The 15,470-nt window shown below is 69.5% G+C and carries 10 protein-coding genes; 1 reads left to right on the top strand and 9 read right to left on the bottom strand.

Annotated features, from left to right (window positions below):
* Nucleotides 1–11 precede the first annotated feature (11 nt).
* The 4 genes from ACTWPT_RS05445 to ACTWPT_RS05430 form a co-directional block, all read right to left on the bottom strand.
* Nucleotides 12–2,759, bottom strand: coding sequence for a P-loop NTPase fold protein (locus ACTWPT_RS05445; protein WP_443176125.1), 2,748 nt, complete (start codon nt 2,757–2,759; stop codon nt 12–14).
* Between the two features lie 64 nt (nt 2,760–2,823).
* A complete protein-coding gene (locus tag ACTWPT_RS05440; protein ID WP_443176124.1) occupies nt 2,824–4,179 on the bottom strand; it encodes an MFS transporter in 1,356 nt (451 codons plus the stop codon).
* 111 nt (nt 4,180–4,290) lie between these two features.
* The gene (locus tag ACTWPT_RS05435) at nt 4,291–6,201 is read right to left on the bottom strand and encodes an nSTAND1 domain-containing NTPase (RefSeq protein ID WP_443176123.1); all 1,911 of its coding nucleotides are present in this window, start codon (nt 6,199–6,201) and stop codon (nt 4,291–4,293) included.
* A 199-nt stretch (nt 6,202–6,400) separates the two neighbouring features.
* Nucleotides 6,401–6,550, bottom strand: a complete 150-nt coding sequence (locus ACTWPT_RS05430) for a hypothetical protein (protein WP_443176122.1) — start codon at nt 6,548–6,550, stop codon at nt 6,401–6,403.
* A 147-nt stretch (nt 6,551–6,697) separates the two neighbouring features.
* Between ACTWPT_RS05430 and fxsT the strand changes: the two genes are divergently transcribed.
* Nucleotides 6,698–9,235 carry an FxSxx-COOH system tetratricopeptide repeat protein gene (fxsT, locus tag ACTWPT_RS05425; protein ID WP_443176121.1) on the top strand — a complete coding sequence of 846 codons (2,538 nt, stop codon included), beginning with the start codon at nt 6,698–6,700 and terminating at the stop codon, nt 9,233–9,235.
* Here fxsT and ACTWPT_RS05420 read toward each other — a convergent pair.
* The 5 genes from ACTWPT_RS05420 to ACTWPT_RS05400 form a co-directional block, all read right to left on the bottom strand.
* On the bottom strand, nt 9,225–10,526 hold the full coding sequence (locus ACTWPT_RS05420) for an HEXXH motif domain-containing protein (protein WP_443176120.1): 1,302 nt from the start codon (nt 10,524–10,526) through the stop codon (nt 9,225–9,227). The genes fxsT and ACTWPT_RS05420 overlap by 11 nt on opposite strands.
* Nucleotides 10,527–10,536: 10 nt before the next feature.
* On the bottom strand, nt 10,537–11,697 hold the full coding sequence (locus tag ACTWPT_RS05415) for an FxsB family cyclophane-forming radical SAM/SPASM peptide maturase (RefSeq protein WP_443176119.1): 1,161 nt from the start codon (nt 11,695–11,697) through the stop codon (nt 10,537–10,539).
* A 505-nt stretch (nt 11,698–12,202) separates the two neighbouring features.
* On the bottom strand, nt 12,203–12,979 hold the full coding sequence (locus ACTWPT_RS05410; protein WP_443176118.1) for an ABC transporter permease subunit: 777 nt from the start codon (nt 12,977–12,979) through the stop codon (nt 12,203–12,205).
* Complete coding sequence (locus tag ACTWPT_RS05405; protein WP_443176117.1) at nt 12,976–14,550, bottom strand: ABC transporter permease subunit; 1,575 nt, start codon at nt 14,548–14,550, stop codon at nt 12,976–12,978. Before ACTWPT_RS05405 ends, ACTWPT_RS05410 begins: the two co-directional genes overlap by 4 nt.
* On the bottom strand, nt 14,547–15,464 hold the full coding sequence (locus ACTWPT_RS05400; RefSeq protein ID WP_443176116.1) for an ATP-binding cassette domain-containing protein: 918 nt from the start codon (nt 15,462–15,464) through the stop codon (nt 14,547–14,549). The genes ACTWPT_RS05405 and ACTWPT_RS05400 overlap by 4 nt, the downstream gene beginning before the upstream one ends.
* Between the last annotated feature and the right edge of the window lie 6 nt (nt 15,465–15,470).

Below are 15,470 nucleotides of genomic sequence, written 5' to 3'. Positions count from 1 at the left end.
CGGAGGCGGGGTCAGCCGACGGCGCCTGCCAACTGCTTCCTGAGGAGGGGATGGACGAAGTGGTAGGCCTGCGGAGTGGCCTCGCGGAGCAGCCCGGCCTCGACCGCGGCTCTCAGGAAGGCCGGCACATCCACGGCGCGAATGCCGGCATGCCGTAGCCTCGTCCTGATGTCGGCGTCGTCGCCGGAGAAGGTGGGATTGCGTGAGTTGCCCGTGGCGCGGGCGATCCCGTGCAGACCCCGCGTGACCGCGTCCGGTGCGAAGCCGGCGGCGGCCATCGCCTGCTCGCCGCGGGTGGCGTACCAGGGAAGGAAGTCGACCGGATCCTTGGGGAGGGCATCGACCCAGGCCAGGTCGTCGGTGAGCACCCGCAGCAGCAGGGCGGAGCTCATCAACTCGGAGGTCAGCCCCAGCAGCCGGTCCGGCTCGACCTTGTGGGCGGCGAGCACAGCTTCGAGCCGGCGGCGGGCCTCCACCGCCGACACGCCGAGCACCTCAGCCACGTCGAAGCCGGAGGGCGCCGGGTCCCGGCCGGTGATGACGACGCCACACCTGCTGTTTCGCGCCCACTTCAGGAACCCGGCGCGCTTGTCCTGCTCCAGCGTGTCCAGCCCGTCGAGGATCAGCACGAGCGAGCCCCGCACCACCACGGCATTGGCGTTGGCGGCCGAGAGCCGGTACTCGGCGACGAGGGCGTGCGTCACCCATCGCTCGTATTCGCGGAACTCCGTCTTCAGCGCGCCGAACGGCAGGAACACCGGCGTCTGCGGCGCGCGCCGCTCGGCCAGCCACCGCGCGAGCCGCGCCGCCACCACGCTCTTGCCCACCCCGGGGGCACCCGAGAGGAACACCTTCGTCGTTTCCCGGGACAGGAGGCCGTGCAGGCTCTCCATGCCCGTCCGTTCCTCGCCCTGGACACGCACCACCGGCTCCAGCAGCCTGCTGTCGTCCTCCACCAGGCGGTCCACCCGTGCGCGCACGTCCACGGCGAGGTCTTCCAGCACCGCACGCAGCTCGAGCTGGCGGCTGAGCTCGGACACGGGCTCCTGCTGATTCGGCGGCGCGCCCGCGACCAGGTCGCTCGAGGGCGGCGCCGGCGACACCCTGACCAGGTCGATGTAGGCGAGGATGTCGTTCGGGACGCCGCCCGGCGTCCCGCGCAGCTCGCGGACGATGTTCACCGCGAGTTCGCTCCACCCGTCCGGCTCGCCGTCCGCCTCCTGCGCGAGGCGCCCGAGCAGGGTCGGGTCCTCCACGAGCCGGGCATAGTCGTCCGGAGCGCCGTCCCTGAGCAGCAGGACGGCGGCCAGGACCGAGACGTCGTACGGATCGAGCTGCCGGGCCTTGGCCACGCGGTCCTGCACGATGAGCACGTTGACGAAGCGCTTGATGGCCCGCGCGTTGCGCCGCAGGCCGCATTTGAGCATGCCGCCCGCGGCGCGGATCTCGTCGGTGAGCAGACCTTTCAGGTAGCGGGCGAAGTCCTCCTCGGACAGCCGGGGCATCTCGAAGGGGAATTGAATGATCTTGTCGAGGTAGTCGCCGACCGGGTCCTTGTACTTCTCCCGCACGGCCTCGATCAGCGGGCCCTTCGCCACGCCGAGCACGAAGACGCAGTTGTCGCGATTGAAGTGCAGTTTCAGGGCCTCCAGGAGCGAGGTGATGCGGTCGGCGTCGCAACGGTCCAGGTCGTCCACGAACACGACCAGGCGTTCCTTCCGGCACGCGGCCAGCGCTTCGTTGATGAGCTCGCCTAGGTACTCGTGCAGGCGGGTGCGCTCGGAGCGGATGCGGAAGTGCTCGCTGTCGTAGTCCTGGATGGACTGCCGCACGTCCGACAAGTTGACCTTGAGCGAGGTGGACAACACCAGCGAGCCGAGCACGTCGGAGATGGTCCGCAGCGTCCGCTGGACGTTGTGCCTGCGCTCCAGCCTGAGGTCCTTGACGATGACGTGCAGCAGCGGCAGCACCGGGTTGTCGTCATACTGGTGCCGCCAGGGGGCGAACCAGACGTGCGCGCACTCGGGGGCCTTGCTCAGCCGGTCGCGTACCTGCATGAGCATGGAGGTCTTGCCGGTGCCCCACTCGCCGAAGACGCCGATGACCATGGGCGGTGACGCGTACCGGGCCAGCTCGGCCAGATGCCGGGCGTACTCCTCGCGCCGCAGACCGTCCACCTGCGCGGGCTCGTCGCTGTGGGTGAACCCTTTGGAGTCCTGCTGGACGGGACCGCGTGGCGGAGGTCCGGCGCTCACCGGTTCCTGGCGCCGCCGTGGGCGCCGGCGCCAGAACACGGTGCCGGCGATCGCCGCGAGCACCAGGACGCCGGCGACGATCGGCACGAAGGGATAGCGCTGCAGGAAGGGGGCGGGCGGCGTCACCGCGACCCGTAGCCGGTCGACGCCCGCCGAGGAGATCAGGACGAGCTGGCCCGTCCCGGCATGCGGGCGCTTGCCCGCGACCAGGGTGACGGTGCCCGTCCCTCCGGGGCCGACGCGCACGTGGCCGCCGTCCTTGAGCGCGAGCGCGTCCGAGACGGAGCCGGCGACGCGTATCTCCACGTCCGCGGCAGGTCCGGGATTGATGACCGTGATCTGCCACGTCCCCGTCGCCAGGCGTTCCAGGGGGATCGAGAGTTGGTCCTGCTCCAGGAACTCCGGTCCGGCGGCGGCATGGGCCCGCAGGGACGGCCAGAGGAGCGCGAGAAGCGCGGCCACGACGAGGCAAAAGGGCAACAGCGTGCGCCGTCCACTCGGCATGCCTAAATTGCAACTCATAGTGGTATGGAATGCACTACTCGTAATAGATCGGTTATGAGGCTGCCTAAGGCGCGAGGGCGGCTCTCTGGTTGGCCGAGGTCAGGCTGTTCCTGAGGGCGGGCACGGTGGTCATGAGCGCGGCGAGTGCGACCACGGGGGCGCACAGGATGAGCAGCGCGAAGAAGGAGTCGACCCATTCGACGAACAGGCTCGCCAGAAGCGGCCCGATGGCGACGGCGCTGTAGCTGCCCAGCCGGGAGACGCCCACGACCCGGGCCACGCGATCGGGCGGTACGCGGCTGAGCGCGGTGCGCATGGTGACGTTGCTCAGCCCGCCCGTCACCCCGATGGCGAGCAACGAGACCGCGAACGTCAGCGACAGCTGGGCGAACAGCAGCGGGAGTAGGAGCGCGGCGACACACGTCCACAGGTGAACCAGCATCATGGACCGGCCCTGCTGCGACGAGCCCAGCCTGCTGACCAGGCGGGTGATCCAGCGCCGCCGGGAGGCCTTCTCCTCGATCTTCTGCCAGATGTGCTGCCGTCTGGGGGAGATGAGCGCGCCTATGACGCCCCCGACTCCTGATGTCGCCAGGATCACGCCCGCCAGCGCAGTCGGCAGTCCCTCGTTGGTCGCCTCCGAGAGGAAAACCACGATCAGGCCCTGCACCATGAGGTTGATGAAAGCGGTGATCAGGGTCGCGGATCTGAGGAATTTGTGCCTCCACAGCTCCTCCAGACCAGCGCGCATTTCACGGAGGAGCTTTCCTCGCGGCTTTTTGGCAGTTATGTCGGGATTCAGCCGATGCAGCACGGCGGCGGAGGAAAAGAACATGACCGCGTTCGCCGCGAAGGAGAAGATCGGCCCAATGCCGAAGAGCAGCCCGCTGAGCGGCCGGCCGGCAAGCACCATTCCGTGCACCGAGCCTTCGTGGATGGCCAGTGCCGTCTCGACGTTGTCCGGTTTCACGGTGGCTGGGATCAGGGCGGTCTCCGCGACGGACGAGCTCACCGACAGTGCACCCTCGATCAAGGCGATGGCCACGAGATGGTGGATCTCCAGCCCGTCGAAGGCCAAAAGGACGCAGAGCACGGCGACGAGCGCGCCGCGGACGAGCTCGCTGTACTTCATGACCAGCCGGGGGCCGAACCGATCGGTGATCGCTCCAGCCGGGATGTACGCGAGCAGGGCCGGTACGGTGGAGGCGACCATCACCCACCCGATCCAAGCGGCCGACTCCGTGAGCATGTAGGCAACCAGCGGATACGTGACGCCGATCGTTCGGCTGCCGAGCATGGAAACGGTCGATCCCACCCAGGACCACCGAAACTGCGGGTAATCGGTGAGAAGTTCTTTGAAGCACCGAATCTGCCGCACGCTCGTCACCACGGCTCGCGAATTTCGGACGTTGTGCACCATAGCGACTATTCGGTGCACCGACCGGAGCCGAGGCACGCTCAGAGAATAGAGCACCGCCGGCTCTCACAATGCCATTCGCACCTCGGGCCGATCATATTGACAAATTCATTGCTAGGGCGCCATCAGACGATCGGCCTCGGCGGTCAGCTGCGGAGGCAGAGGGCGGCGGCCCCGGCTCTGGCGGGCGTGCAACGCCAGCCGCGCCGCCTCCGAGTCGCGACCCGCGGCCTTCATCACGCGGGCGGCACGCAGCAGGGTGGCGGGGTCGCTGTCCATGTCCAGCGGCGGCACGGCTTCCACGGCGCCGCGCACGTCGCCCTGACGTGCCAGCGCCAGCGCGTAGGCCGCCTGCGTGGAGGCCAGCTCGTGCGGGCGTACCCGGTCGAGGTCGTTGAGCGCTCGCGGGTCCTCCAGGTCCGAGAGGATCTCGCCGCGGGCGCGCAGGGCTTCGGGGGTGTTACCGTCGGAGCGGAGCGCGCCGTCGAGCATGTCCACGGCTCCGCTCTCCCGCCCCAGATACCACAGGGCCCAGGCGAGCTCGGTCTGGATGACGGGCTCGGGGCTGCGCCGGACCGCCGAGCGCAGCTCCGTGACCGCGGCCTGGTAGGCGTTCTGGTCCATGAGGATCCGCCCGACGGCGGTCAGCAGGGTGGCCACGATCTGGTCCGTGCCGCGCAGCGCGTCGAACAGCCGGGTCGCCTGCCGGTAGTGGCCCAGGGCGGCGTCGAGGTCATCACGCAGGTATGCCGCGTCGCCCAGCAGCGACTCGGCGCGGGCCCGGGATCTCGGCCCGGAGGGGTCCCCGATCTCCTCGTGCGCGAGCTTCTCGGTGAGGTCGAACCAGCCCCTGTGCAAGGCGGCCCCGGCGGCCGCGAGCCGGTCGCCCACGGCGGATTCGGTGTCGGCGGACGGGGCGGCCGCGGCGCGGAGGAACGGGCCGATGAGGCGGATCGGCATCTCGTAGCGCCGCTTCTCGCCGAACCGGAGCAGGTGGCGCGCCGCCAGCGCCACAGCGATCTGCTGCGGCGGTTCCTCGCCGTCCCCGGCCTCCGTGTCCACCAGCGGCCGTACGAGCGTCAGCAGGCGCTCCAGGTCGCCTTGAAGGTGGTCGTGGGCCACGTCCCCCAGGACGCGGTGGCAGAAGCGGGTGAGGACCTCGTCGACGTCGACCAGGTCGCCGGAGCTGATCGGCCCCTGGCCCATGCGCACCGCCTCCCAGAGGGCGGAGCAGGCGAGCTGGAGATGGACAGGCTCCACGGCCGGAGCGGACGAGGAGGCGGAGGTCCGCCGCGTGCTGCCCAGATCCTCGACGAACCGCTCCGCCGCGCCGGGCTCGAACGCCCATCCGATGCCGTCGAGCGGCCGCCGGCACGCCTCCAGCGCCTCCTGCCGGCTCAGCGGCTCCAGTTTGTACGACGCCCCCTGGGTTATGTGCGCCCGTAACCCCTCATGCCGCCGCAGGGACTCGACGTACTCGTCGCTGACCACCACGAGTAGATGGAGCGGCAGATCGCCGCCGACCGCGACGCCGAGCTGGTCGAGGATGTGTGTGTGGTCGTCGGGGTGGCGGCGGAAGGCGGTGAAGACGTCTTCGGCGTGGTCCAGCACGGCCATGATCTTCCGGCCGTACGGGCTCCAGTGGTGCCGTCGCAGGTAGGAGCGGACGGTGAGCCCGGCGAACCTGATCGGGTTCTCGTAGGGGGACCAGGAGGCGAGCAGGGCGAAGACGAGCGGATCGCTGTCCTCGGGGATGACGGCGGCGGGCACGAAGGAGGGGCGTGCGACCTCGCCCACCGGCAGCGCATCGACGCGGGACAGATCGAGGCGCGGCAGCACGCCGGCCGTCACCAGCGACGTCTTCCCCGCGCCGGACGGCCCGTGCAGAATGGTCAGGCGATTTGCCAGCCAGTGTTTTGTCAGCTCGTCGATGTCCTTCTCGCGCCCGAAGAGTCTCGCCGCGTCCTCCCGGCGGAACGGTTGCGGGCCGACGAATGGTTGTTGGCCTGCGCCGCTGGAAGTCATGCCACACTCCGCCGGTCGAGTCGGATCTCTATTCCGTCTGCGCGATGCTGGACAAAGGCTGTTCATGCAAAACAGGTGGAAGGAAAATGGAAGTACTCCCACCTTACTCGGTGCCGCCGCCCGCGCTTGTGTTGATTGGCACAGAAGACGGTGTTTCCTCGGCGGGCCGCGCCCGCCGAGGCCGACCTGCCTGTTCAGCTCAAATGACCGACTGGAAGCCGGCCACCGTGCCGCTGGTCTCCGTGACCTGCTGCAATGCCCGGAAGATGGCGGGATTCTGCAGCTGCCGCAGATCGTTCAGATCCATATCGCTGACGTCGATGAGCCCGGTGGTGTTGTCGTCGCCCACAAACCCTCCTCGTGCCCCAATTTTGGGTCGTCCGAAAACTTCCTCGCCGTGCAAGCTCCGATTCGGCTTCAATTAGATTCTCAGGCCACCTTTCATCAGAATCAATCGTAGGATCGGTAACAAGGTGGACGGGAGGGCGAGGGAGACGTGAGCGAGCGGGCAGGCACCCAGGCGGTGCCTCGTATGCCCCCTATCTGGGGCAAGAGGATTCCAGGGCGAAACAAGCATTTCACCGGGCGGGAAAACCTGCTCGATGAGTTGCGGGCGAGCCTGGAGAGCACCACGACGGCCGCCGTCGTGCCGTTGCCGCAGGCGTTGCAAGGCCTCGGCGGGGTGGGGAAGACCCAGCTCGCCATCGAGTACGCCTGGCGGTACCGCGGGTTCTACGACCTCGTCTGGTGGGTCCCCGCCGACCAGCCGATGCTGGTGCCGAGCACCCTGGCCGCGCTCACGAACGACCTGAAGCTGCCCTCGGCCAGCAGCGCCGGCATCGAGGAGGCGGCCGCCGCGGTCCGCGACGCGCTGCAGCGCGGCGACCCCATCGACCGGTGGCTGCTCATCTTCGACAACGCGGACGAGCCCGAGGAGATCAAGGACTTCATCCCGCAGGGTGGTCCTGGCCACGTGCTCATCACCTCACGCAACAGCCGGTGGAGCGGTGTGGCCGACACCGTGCCGGTCGACGTCTTCTCCACCTCGGAGAGTGTCGACTTCCTGCGCAAGCGCCTGAAGCGCGACGTCGCGCAGAAGGAGGCCGAGCGCCTGGCGGGCGAGCTGGGAGACCTTCCGCTGGCGCTGGAGCAGGCCGCGGCCCTCCAGGCCATGACCGGCATGACGACCGACGAGTACATCGAGCTGCTGACCCAGCAGACCCGGGCGCTGCTCGGCGCGAGCAAGTCCACGGAATACCCGCACACGATGACGGCGGCCTGGCAGCTGTCGGTGCTGGAGATCGAGAATAGGATGCGCGAGGCCGCCGAGGTGCTCCGCTGCCTGGCCTTCTTCGGCCCCGACCCGATCCCGCGGGACGTCTTCCGCCGCGGCAACAAGAGCGGCGCCGAGCGCATGGGGCCGATCCTGGCCAATCCGCTCACGCTCAACAAGGCCATCGCCGAGCTCAACAGGTTCGCGTTGGTCAAGGTCGAGCAGGAAGCGGGCACGGTGCAGGTGCACCGGCTCGTCCAGGCGCTCCTGCGCGACTCACTCAAGAAGCAGGAGCGCGACCAGATCCGGCACGAGGTGCACCTGCTGCTGGCCAGCGGCGCCCCGACCGACCCGGAGAACACCGCCGATTGGGAAGGCTTCGCCAACCTCCTCCCGCACGTGCGCCCGTCCGGCGTCGTCCAGTGCCCCGACGAGAACGTGCAGCGCTTCGGCATCGACATCGTCCGCTACCTGTACCGGGTGGCCAACTACAGCTCGGCCAAGTCGTTCGGCGAGGAGTTCCTCCAGCACTGGACCGAGGCCGGCGGGCCGAGCAGTCCCAACGTGCTGCGCCTGCGACGGCACCTGGGAAACGTCCTGTGGCAGACCGGGGCGTACTCGGAGTCGTACACGCTGAACGAGAAGACGCTCGACCTCATGCGCGAGGAGTTCGGCCCCGAGGACGAGGAGACGCTGTGGATGGCCCGCACCTACGCGGCCAACCTGCGTGCCCAGGGCAACTTCCACGAGGCGTTCGAGCAGGACAAGGCGTCGCTGGAGGCGCATGAGAGGGCGTTCGGCCCGTTCGCCCCGCCCACGCTGCGCGCGATCAACAACCTCGCGCTGGACCACGCCCTGCTTGCGCAGTACGACACCGCGCTCGAGCTCCAGCGGCTGGCGTTCGTGGAGCAGAGCAGCGCGCGCCAGGGAGTGAGTAAGTGGGACGTGCAGCTGGCGTGGAACGGCCTCGCGCGCGTGGTTCGCCTGTCCGGCGACCACGCCAGCGCCTGCGACGTGGGCGAGGAGGCCTATGCGCACGGCATCCGCGAACTGCAGATCGAGCACGCGCTCACGTTGATGACCGCCCGCGACCTGTCCATCGCCAAGCGGCGCCACGGCGATCTGGAGGAGGCGCTCGAGCTCATCCAGGAGACGCACGCCAGGCTCACCAAGCTCTACGGGGTTGACAACCCCGAGACGATGGCCGCCACGGTCGCGCTCAGCAACACGTTGCGCCAGGCGGGCATGCCGGAGGAGGCCATGGTGCTGGCCCGGGAGGCACTGCCGCGCTACGAGCACACGTTCGGGAAGGATCACCCGTTCACCTACGGCTGCATGATCAACGTCGGGCTGCTCTACCGGCTGCGTGGCGACGCGCAACGAGCCAGGGAGGTGGACGAGGAGGCCCGCGCCGGCCTGCTGCACAAGATCGGCCGCGACCACTCCTATACCTTCAGCAGCACCATCAACCTCGCCAGCGACCTCGCCGCGCTGGGCGACGTCCGTGGGGGAAGCGAGCTGGGCGCGGAGGTCCTGGACCAGATCCGCAACTTCTACGGCCCGCAGAATCTGCTGTCCCTCGCCGCCTCCGTGAACCTCTCGATCGACATGCGGGCCGCGGGCGAGGTCGAGAAGGGCAACGCCCTGTACGAGAGCACGATGGCCCAGTACGAGCAGCTGCTCCCGGCAAGCCACCCCGAGAGGGTGGTCGCGGCCAGCGGCGAGCGGTTCAACTGGGACTTCGACCCCTTCAGCCTGTGACGGGCCCGTTGCGCGCCACCCAGGCGGCGCGGTGCGCCTCGGCCTCCTGACGCGCGGCGCGCAGCGCCTCGTCCGGCACCGGCTCGGTCAGCCAGGCCGAGAGCGTGCGCCGCATGCCGGTGACGAAACGCTCGCCCGTGGCGGTGAGCCGGCCGCTGTCCAGCAGCGTGCCGGTCGCCGCGTGCGCGGACTCCCGCCAGTGGGCGAACTCGATGTGGGCCCGCAGGTCCGGCTCGAACGCCCGCTGCCTCCGCCAGAAGCCGCTGACGCCCAGGTACGCGTACGCGCCCTGGATCAGGCCGGACAGCGGCCGCGGATCCGGCCGCCACGGCGCGTAGTAACGGCCCTCGTCGGGCTCCAACAGTCGCACGACGTCCAGGATCGCGCAGAGCTTGGCGTGCTGGACCTCGTGGGCGAAGGTGGAGGCCAGCCACCGGCCGTCGGGCGGGGTGGACATGGCGACCGCACCGAACCTGTCGCCCGCCGACGCGCTGTTCATGCCGTGGTCCGGGCCCTGGATGGGTGTCAGGACGGAGACGATCTCGCGGGTCTCCTCCGCGATCGTCCAGTGGTGCTGGCGGAGCATGGCCCAGGCCGCCTCCAGACCTGCGCGCCAGGCGTTCAGCTCGTCGTCCGGCAGGCGCCCTTCGATGACGTTCTCGCCGGGCCACCGGAAGGGATCCAGATCGTCCACCAGCAGGGTGAAGTCACCCTGCGCCGCGGCCACCCGGCGGAGCGGGCGCCATCCGGGTCGCTCCGGCTCGTCCGGTCGCAGGTGCACGCCGTCGGCTGTCACCTGCCCGCCGGCATGCACCCGCAGGTCCACCAGATCGGCCCTCTCAGCGTCGGTGCGGAGCACGATCTGGCCAAGCGAGGGAAGCATGATCGTCCCGTCCGGAGCGGGCATCTCGGTGCGGCAGGGTAGGCCGGCCCTGACCGCGGCCACGGCCGCGACCGCAGCGAGCTGGGCGGGACCGGGCCGGGCGGGTTCCCCTCGCCGCAGGGCCTGTACGGTGTCCTTGAGCCAGGCGCCGACCGCCGGATGGCCGATCACGCCGCGCACCGCTCCGGGCTGTTTCTTCCCGGCCTCGGCGAGGATCCCGTACGCGTGCTCGACGGCCGCGGCGTGCCGGTGACCGGCGTCGGCGCTCAGCCGCATCATGAGCATCATCAGCAGCCGGTGTTTGCTCTGCTCGGCCGCGACGAGATGGCGCACGGCCGCGGCACCGCCACCGCCCGCGGCGAGCCGCTGCAGAGCGTCGTCGGGTATCCGGTGGTCCCGTGGGCGCATGGGGATCCTTTCAGCGAGCGGCCCGGCGAAGATCGCCGACGAGGCGGGAGCGGATGTGCCCGATCAGGTGGTAGAGGTCGGGACAGTAGACCGAGGGGTTGAGGAAGCCTGTGCCCGGCCGGTAGCGGTGTGGGTAGAGGCCGGCGCCGCAGACCCGGGCGAATCGGCAAGCCTTGCAGGTGTCGCTCAACGCGTCCCAGCCGAGCTGCCTGGCCACCATGCCGGGGTGCCGCAGCGCGGTGTCAAAGGGATGGTCGACGACGTTCAGGCCGGTCGCCGGAGCGCCTTGCCGGACGACCTTGAGTGAGTCGGTCTGCTCGATGGTGCCGTCGGTCTCCACAACCACCAGGGAGGACGGCGTGAGGCCGACCGCCTCGCTGGCCGAGGCCCCGCCCATCAGCAGATTGACGATCTCCTGGAAGAGCCGCACGACCGTGCGCCCGCTGTCGGCGTACCAGCGATCGAACACGGTGACGAGCCAGTCGCCGTAGGGCGTTCCGCTGTCGGGGAAGCGGCCGGGCGGCGGGGACTCCCAGGTTCCGTGCGGGATCAGGAAGTCGATTGCCGGAGGGTCGAAGCGCAGAAGCGACTCGTAGGTCTCCAGGGGGTCGTTGGCCAGGTCCACCGTGCACAGGAGCCCGCTGTAGAGGTGTTGGAACGGCGGGCTCCGCAGCAGGTCGAGTCCGGTGGCGACGGAGTCGTAGCTGCTGCGCCCGTCCGCGAAGCGGCGATTGCGGTCGTTGGCCCGCCTGCTGCCGTCGAGGCTCACGCCCACGCTGACGTCGAGGTCCCGGAAGGACCGCAACGTATCCTCGTTCAGGAGTACGGCGTTGGTCTGGACGGCGGCGTCCACCCGGATGCGCGGGCCTGCGGCCGCCCGGACGGTGTCCACGATCTTGCGAAGGTACGGGTGCCCGGCGAGCAAGGGTTCGCCGCCGTGCAGGATCAGCATGATTGAGCGCAGCCCGTGCGCGGCGGCGTGCTCGGCGATGCGTTCTGCGGCGGCGGTGACGAGTTCGGGCGCCATGATTTTGGGCCGGGACCGCCAGCTCTGATCGGCGAGATTGTAGACGTAGCAGTAGTCGCATGCGAGATTGCAACGACTGTGAACTTTTAGCAGGAATTGTCGGAAGGGGTATGGGTGCCAACCGTTGTCCAGCAATTTGGTCACGTCGAGAGTGGCGGGCCACTCTCGCGCTGGGTCATCCCCCTGGTAGGTCAACCTGGAAACACCCCGCACCGCCGGAATTATCCGAGTGGTTCACGATGTTAGCCGAGTCGCGGCCAATTGTGGAGGACTAATGTGGCGTGGCAGGTCACTTGATGGCATATGGGCAGTGACCGCCCCGATAGACATTTATCGCCTTTTCGGATGACCGGTCGGCCGCCTGATGTGTCAAGGCGGCCGACCGCCTTACGTGAATACGTTTCTCCGAGCGTGGTTAGTGTGCGCCGCGTAGTCCGCTGGCCACGAACATGCCGGCGAGCATAGCGAACAGGAACGCCTGCAGGAACTGGATCAGCAGCTCGAATGCGGTCATCAGCACGCCGAGTACCCCGAGCCCCGCGCCCAGCGGTGTGAGCCGTTCGAACAGGAACCAGAAGCCGACAGAGCTGGGGGAAAGGCGATGTGCGCGGCACGTCCGAATTGTCCAGTCCTTATGGGCGGTTTTCGGTCAGGCGTCACGCCGCCGCAGCAGCGCCCAGCCGGTCAGCAACGCCGCCGCCGCCCACGCGGCGAGCACTCCAAGCCCCGCCCACGGGCCGAGGGGCAGGACGGCGGCGTCTGTGGTGGCCTGGACGGCCAGTCCGGCATTTGTGGGCGAGATGCTCCAGAGGAAACGCTGCGTCTCCTCGTCGGCGATCATGCGGATGGCGATCGGGAACAGGTAGAGCAGGCTGAGCACGACGCCGGTGGCCGCCGCGGAGTCGCGTACGGCGATGGCGACGCCCACGCTGAGCAGGGCGATCAGCCCGAGATAGAGCACTGAGCCGACCGCGGCGCGCAGTGTCGGCCCGTCGGCCAGGGACAGCGGCGCGTAGCCGTGTGCGGCGGTGAAGCCGCTCCCCGGCAGGAGCAGGCGACCGGCCAGCACGGACCCGAGCACCGCGACCGTCCCGGCGACCAGCGTCAGACCGGCGAGCACGCTCGCCTTGGCGGCCAGCACGGTGGTCCTGCGCGGCATCGCGGTGAGGCTGGTGCGGATCAGACCGGTGCTGTATTCGCCGCAGACCGCAAGAACGGCCAGCAGGGCGACCATGGCCTGACCCAGCTGCACGCCCATGAGGCCGAGCCTGGTGGCGTCGTGTCCGCAGTCCGCGGACCCACAGGTCACGGTCCCTGTGGCCACGGCGCTCAGTGCCACGGTCAGCATCACCATCCCGGTCAGCAGCCGGCCGGGTCCCGCCACGGTACGCAGCTTCGTCCACTCGGCGTGGATCTCCCGCCTCACACGTCGCTCCGGCGCAGCCGGTGCACGGCCAAGGCGAGCGCCAGCGCCGCATATCCGCACGTCACGGCGAAACCGGCCCACGGCGCCAGCGGGTAGTAGCCGGCCACCGGCGCGTAGTGGGAGATCACCTGCGGGTACTCGGGGACACTCTGCTGGATCGCGAATCCGGCGGCAGGCGTGATCCGCAGCAGCCAGTTCGACACGCTCTCAGGCAGGAGGGATGCGGTCGCCAGAAGGTACGGGACCAGGATCGCCGCGATGGCCACGATGACCGCCATGGCGCTGCGCCGGAACAACGCGCCCAGGGCGAGGGAGAAAACGGCGATCACGGCGAGCAGCGCCGCGACGCCGGCGACCACGCGCAACTCGGTGAGGGTGGACACCGGGAGCGTGAAGATGTTGTTGTCCCGCAGTATTCGCCGGCCGATCGGGAGCGCGACGGCGGCGGCGGCCAGCCCTACGACGAAGGTCACCGCGCCGATCACCACGGCCTTGGCGACCAGCACCCGGCTGCGCCGCGGGCTGGCGAGCAGTGTCGTCCGGATCAGCTGCCGCCGGTACTCGTTGGTCACGAACAGCACCGCCACCACGATCACCGCGATCAGTCCGGCCATGGCGCCGGTCAGCGTGCGTTCGATGGTGGCATCGCCCGTGAGCGGCCCGATGTCCCCGACTCCGGTGACGGTGAACGTGCCGCCGGACTGCTCCAGCCTGCCCGGGTGATGCGGCGTCACACCGTCGAGCCCCGTCGTGACACCGATGTCGTCGATCTTCCAGGTGGCGCCGGTTCCCTTCCCCCGCATGCTGACCTGGTCCATGACGGCGGTGGCTTCCGCGAACCGGGACGCGGCGATGGACCCGCCGATGGTGTTCTGCGTCACGGTCAGGTCGCCCGGAGAGGCGGCGAACAACCCGATGCGGACCTGAGCGGGCAGCCCGGTCAGGCGGGCCGTGCCGACTCGGGTCCACTGATTGCCGTCGGGCGACTCCTCGCCGACGATCGTGTTGCCCGTGCGGGTCAGCCGCAGCCAGCGCGGGGACTCCGCCGAGACACCGCCAGGGCGGCCCGCCACGTCCTCGGTGAAGTTGTGCTGCATCCGCACGCCGTGGCTGCCGGTGACCATCATGGCCGCGTAGGGAGCGCCCTGCTTGGTGCTCTCCTTGATCATGACGCCGGCTTTCGCCCAGGGCACGATGCCGGTGACGGTGTGCCTGACCCCGGGCGTGACATCGGGCTTACGGATCTCGCCGGTCATGGAGTTCACGCGTACGGTGATGGTGCCGTCCCCGTCCAGCGGCTGGTGCACGAAGTAGAACCTGTCCGTCACGGCCTCGCCGCCAGGACCCAGAATGGGAGCGGGACACGGCTCCTCGACCGGACCTTTCATGCATGAGGAGTGGCTGCCCGTGGCGAACAGCAGCCCGAGCCCTACGATGAGCAGCGCCGCCACGATCATGCCGGCCAGCCAGCCGCGGACGGTGCGGAATTTGGTCCACTCCGCGCGTAGCAGCTGCGCGAAGCCGTCGCGCCCGGCCTGCGTGCTCGAGCGGTAGGGGGTGACGGTGGTCATCGGGCCGCTCCACGGAACTCGACTGCGTCCCTAGTGAGGTCCAGGTACGCCTCCTCCAGCGTCGCGCGGTGCGCGCTCACCTCGGAGAACGGAATCGACTGGGCGCCCAGCAGGCGCACGATGTGCTCGGCCGCCAGCCCGGACACGGTGAGGGTGTCGCGGTCGGTGACCGTCACCGTGCCGCCGGCCTGGGCGAGAATCTGCATCGCCGCAGGACGTTCCGGTGTACGCAGCATCACCCGGCCGTCGGACGCGGCCGCGATCAGGTCGGCCACGCTGGTGTCCGCGACCACCTGGCCCCGGCCCACCACCACGAGATGGCCGGCGGTGTCCTGGAGCTCGCTCATCAGGTGACTGGACACCAGCACGGCACGTCCCTCGCCGGCCAGCGACCGCAGGAAGCCGCGCATCCACACGATGCCCTCGGGGTCGAGGCCGTTGAACGGCTCGTCCAGCATGAGCACCGGCGGGTCGCCGAGCAGCGCCGCGGCGATCCCGAGCCGCTGGCGCATGCCGAGCGAGAACCCGCCTGCCTTGCGCTTGGCCGCCGACCCCAGCCCGACCTGTGTCACCACCTCGTCCACCCGGCCCGTGCCCAGTCCTTGGGAGTGGGCCAGCCAGAGCAGGTGGTTGCGCGCGGTGCGGCTCGGCTGCAGCGCGCCGGCGTCCAGCAACGCGCCGACGTGGCGCAGGGGGGTGCGCAGGCTCGTGTACGGTCGCCCGCCGATCAGGGCGTGGCCCTCGTCGGGCGCGTCCAGGCCGAGGACGACCCGCATGGTCGTGGACTTGCCCGCACCGTTCGGCCCGACGAAACCGGTGACCTGGCCGGGCCGTACGGTGAAGGTCATCCCGTCCAGCGCCAGGGTCTGGCCGAACCGCTTGCGCAGCCCGTTGACTTCGATGGTTGCTTCCACGCCAGG

The organism is Nonomuraea sp. 3N208, assembly GCF_052245935.1.
GTDB lineage: Bacteria > Actinomycetota > Actinomycetes > Streptosporangiales > Streptosporangiaceae > Nonomuraea.
This window is presented reverse-complemented; position numbering and strand designations above follow the sequence as displayed.

Excerpts from the sequence above, each read along its gene's own strand:
- ACTWPT_RS05445 (WP_443176125.1), bottom strand. The coding sequence starts at position 2,759 with ATGCCGAGTGGACGGCGCACGCTGTTGCCCTTTTGCCTCGTCGTGGCC.
- ACTWPT_RS05440 (WP_443176124.1), bottom strand. The coding sequence starts at position 4,179 with ATGGTGCACAACGTCCGAAATTCGCGAGCCGTGGTGACGAGCGTGCGG.
- ACTWPT_RS05435 (WP_443176123.1), bottom strand. The coding sequence starts at position 6,201 with ATGACTTCCAGCGGCGCAGGCCAACAACCATTCGTCGGCCCGCAACCG.
- ACTWPT_RS05420 (WP_443176120.1), bottom strand. The coding sequence starts at position 10,526 with ATGCGCCCACGGGACCACCGGATACCCGACGACGCTCTGCAGCGGCTC.
- ACTWPT_RS05405 (WP_443176117.1), bottom strand. The coding sequence starts at position 14,550 with ATGACCACCGTCACCCCCTACCGCTCGAGCACGCAGGCCGGGCGCGAC.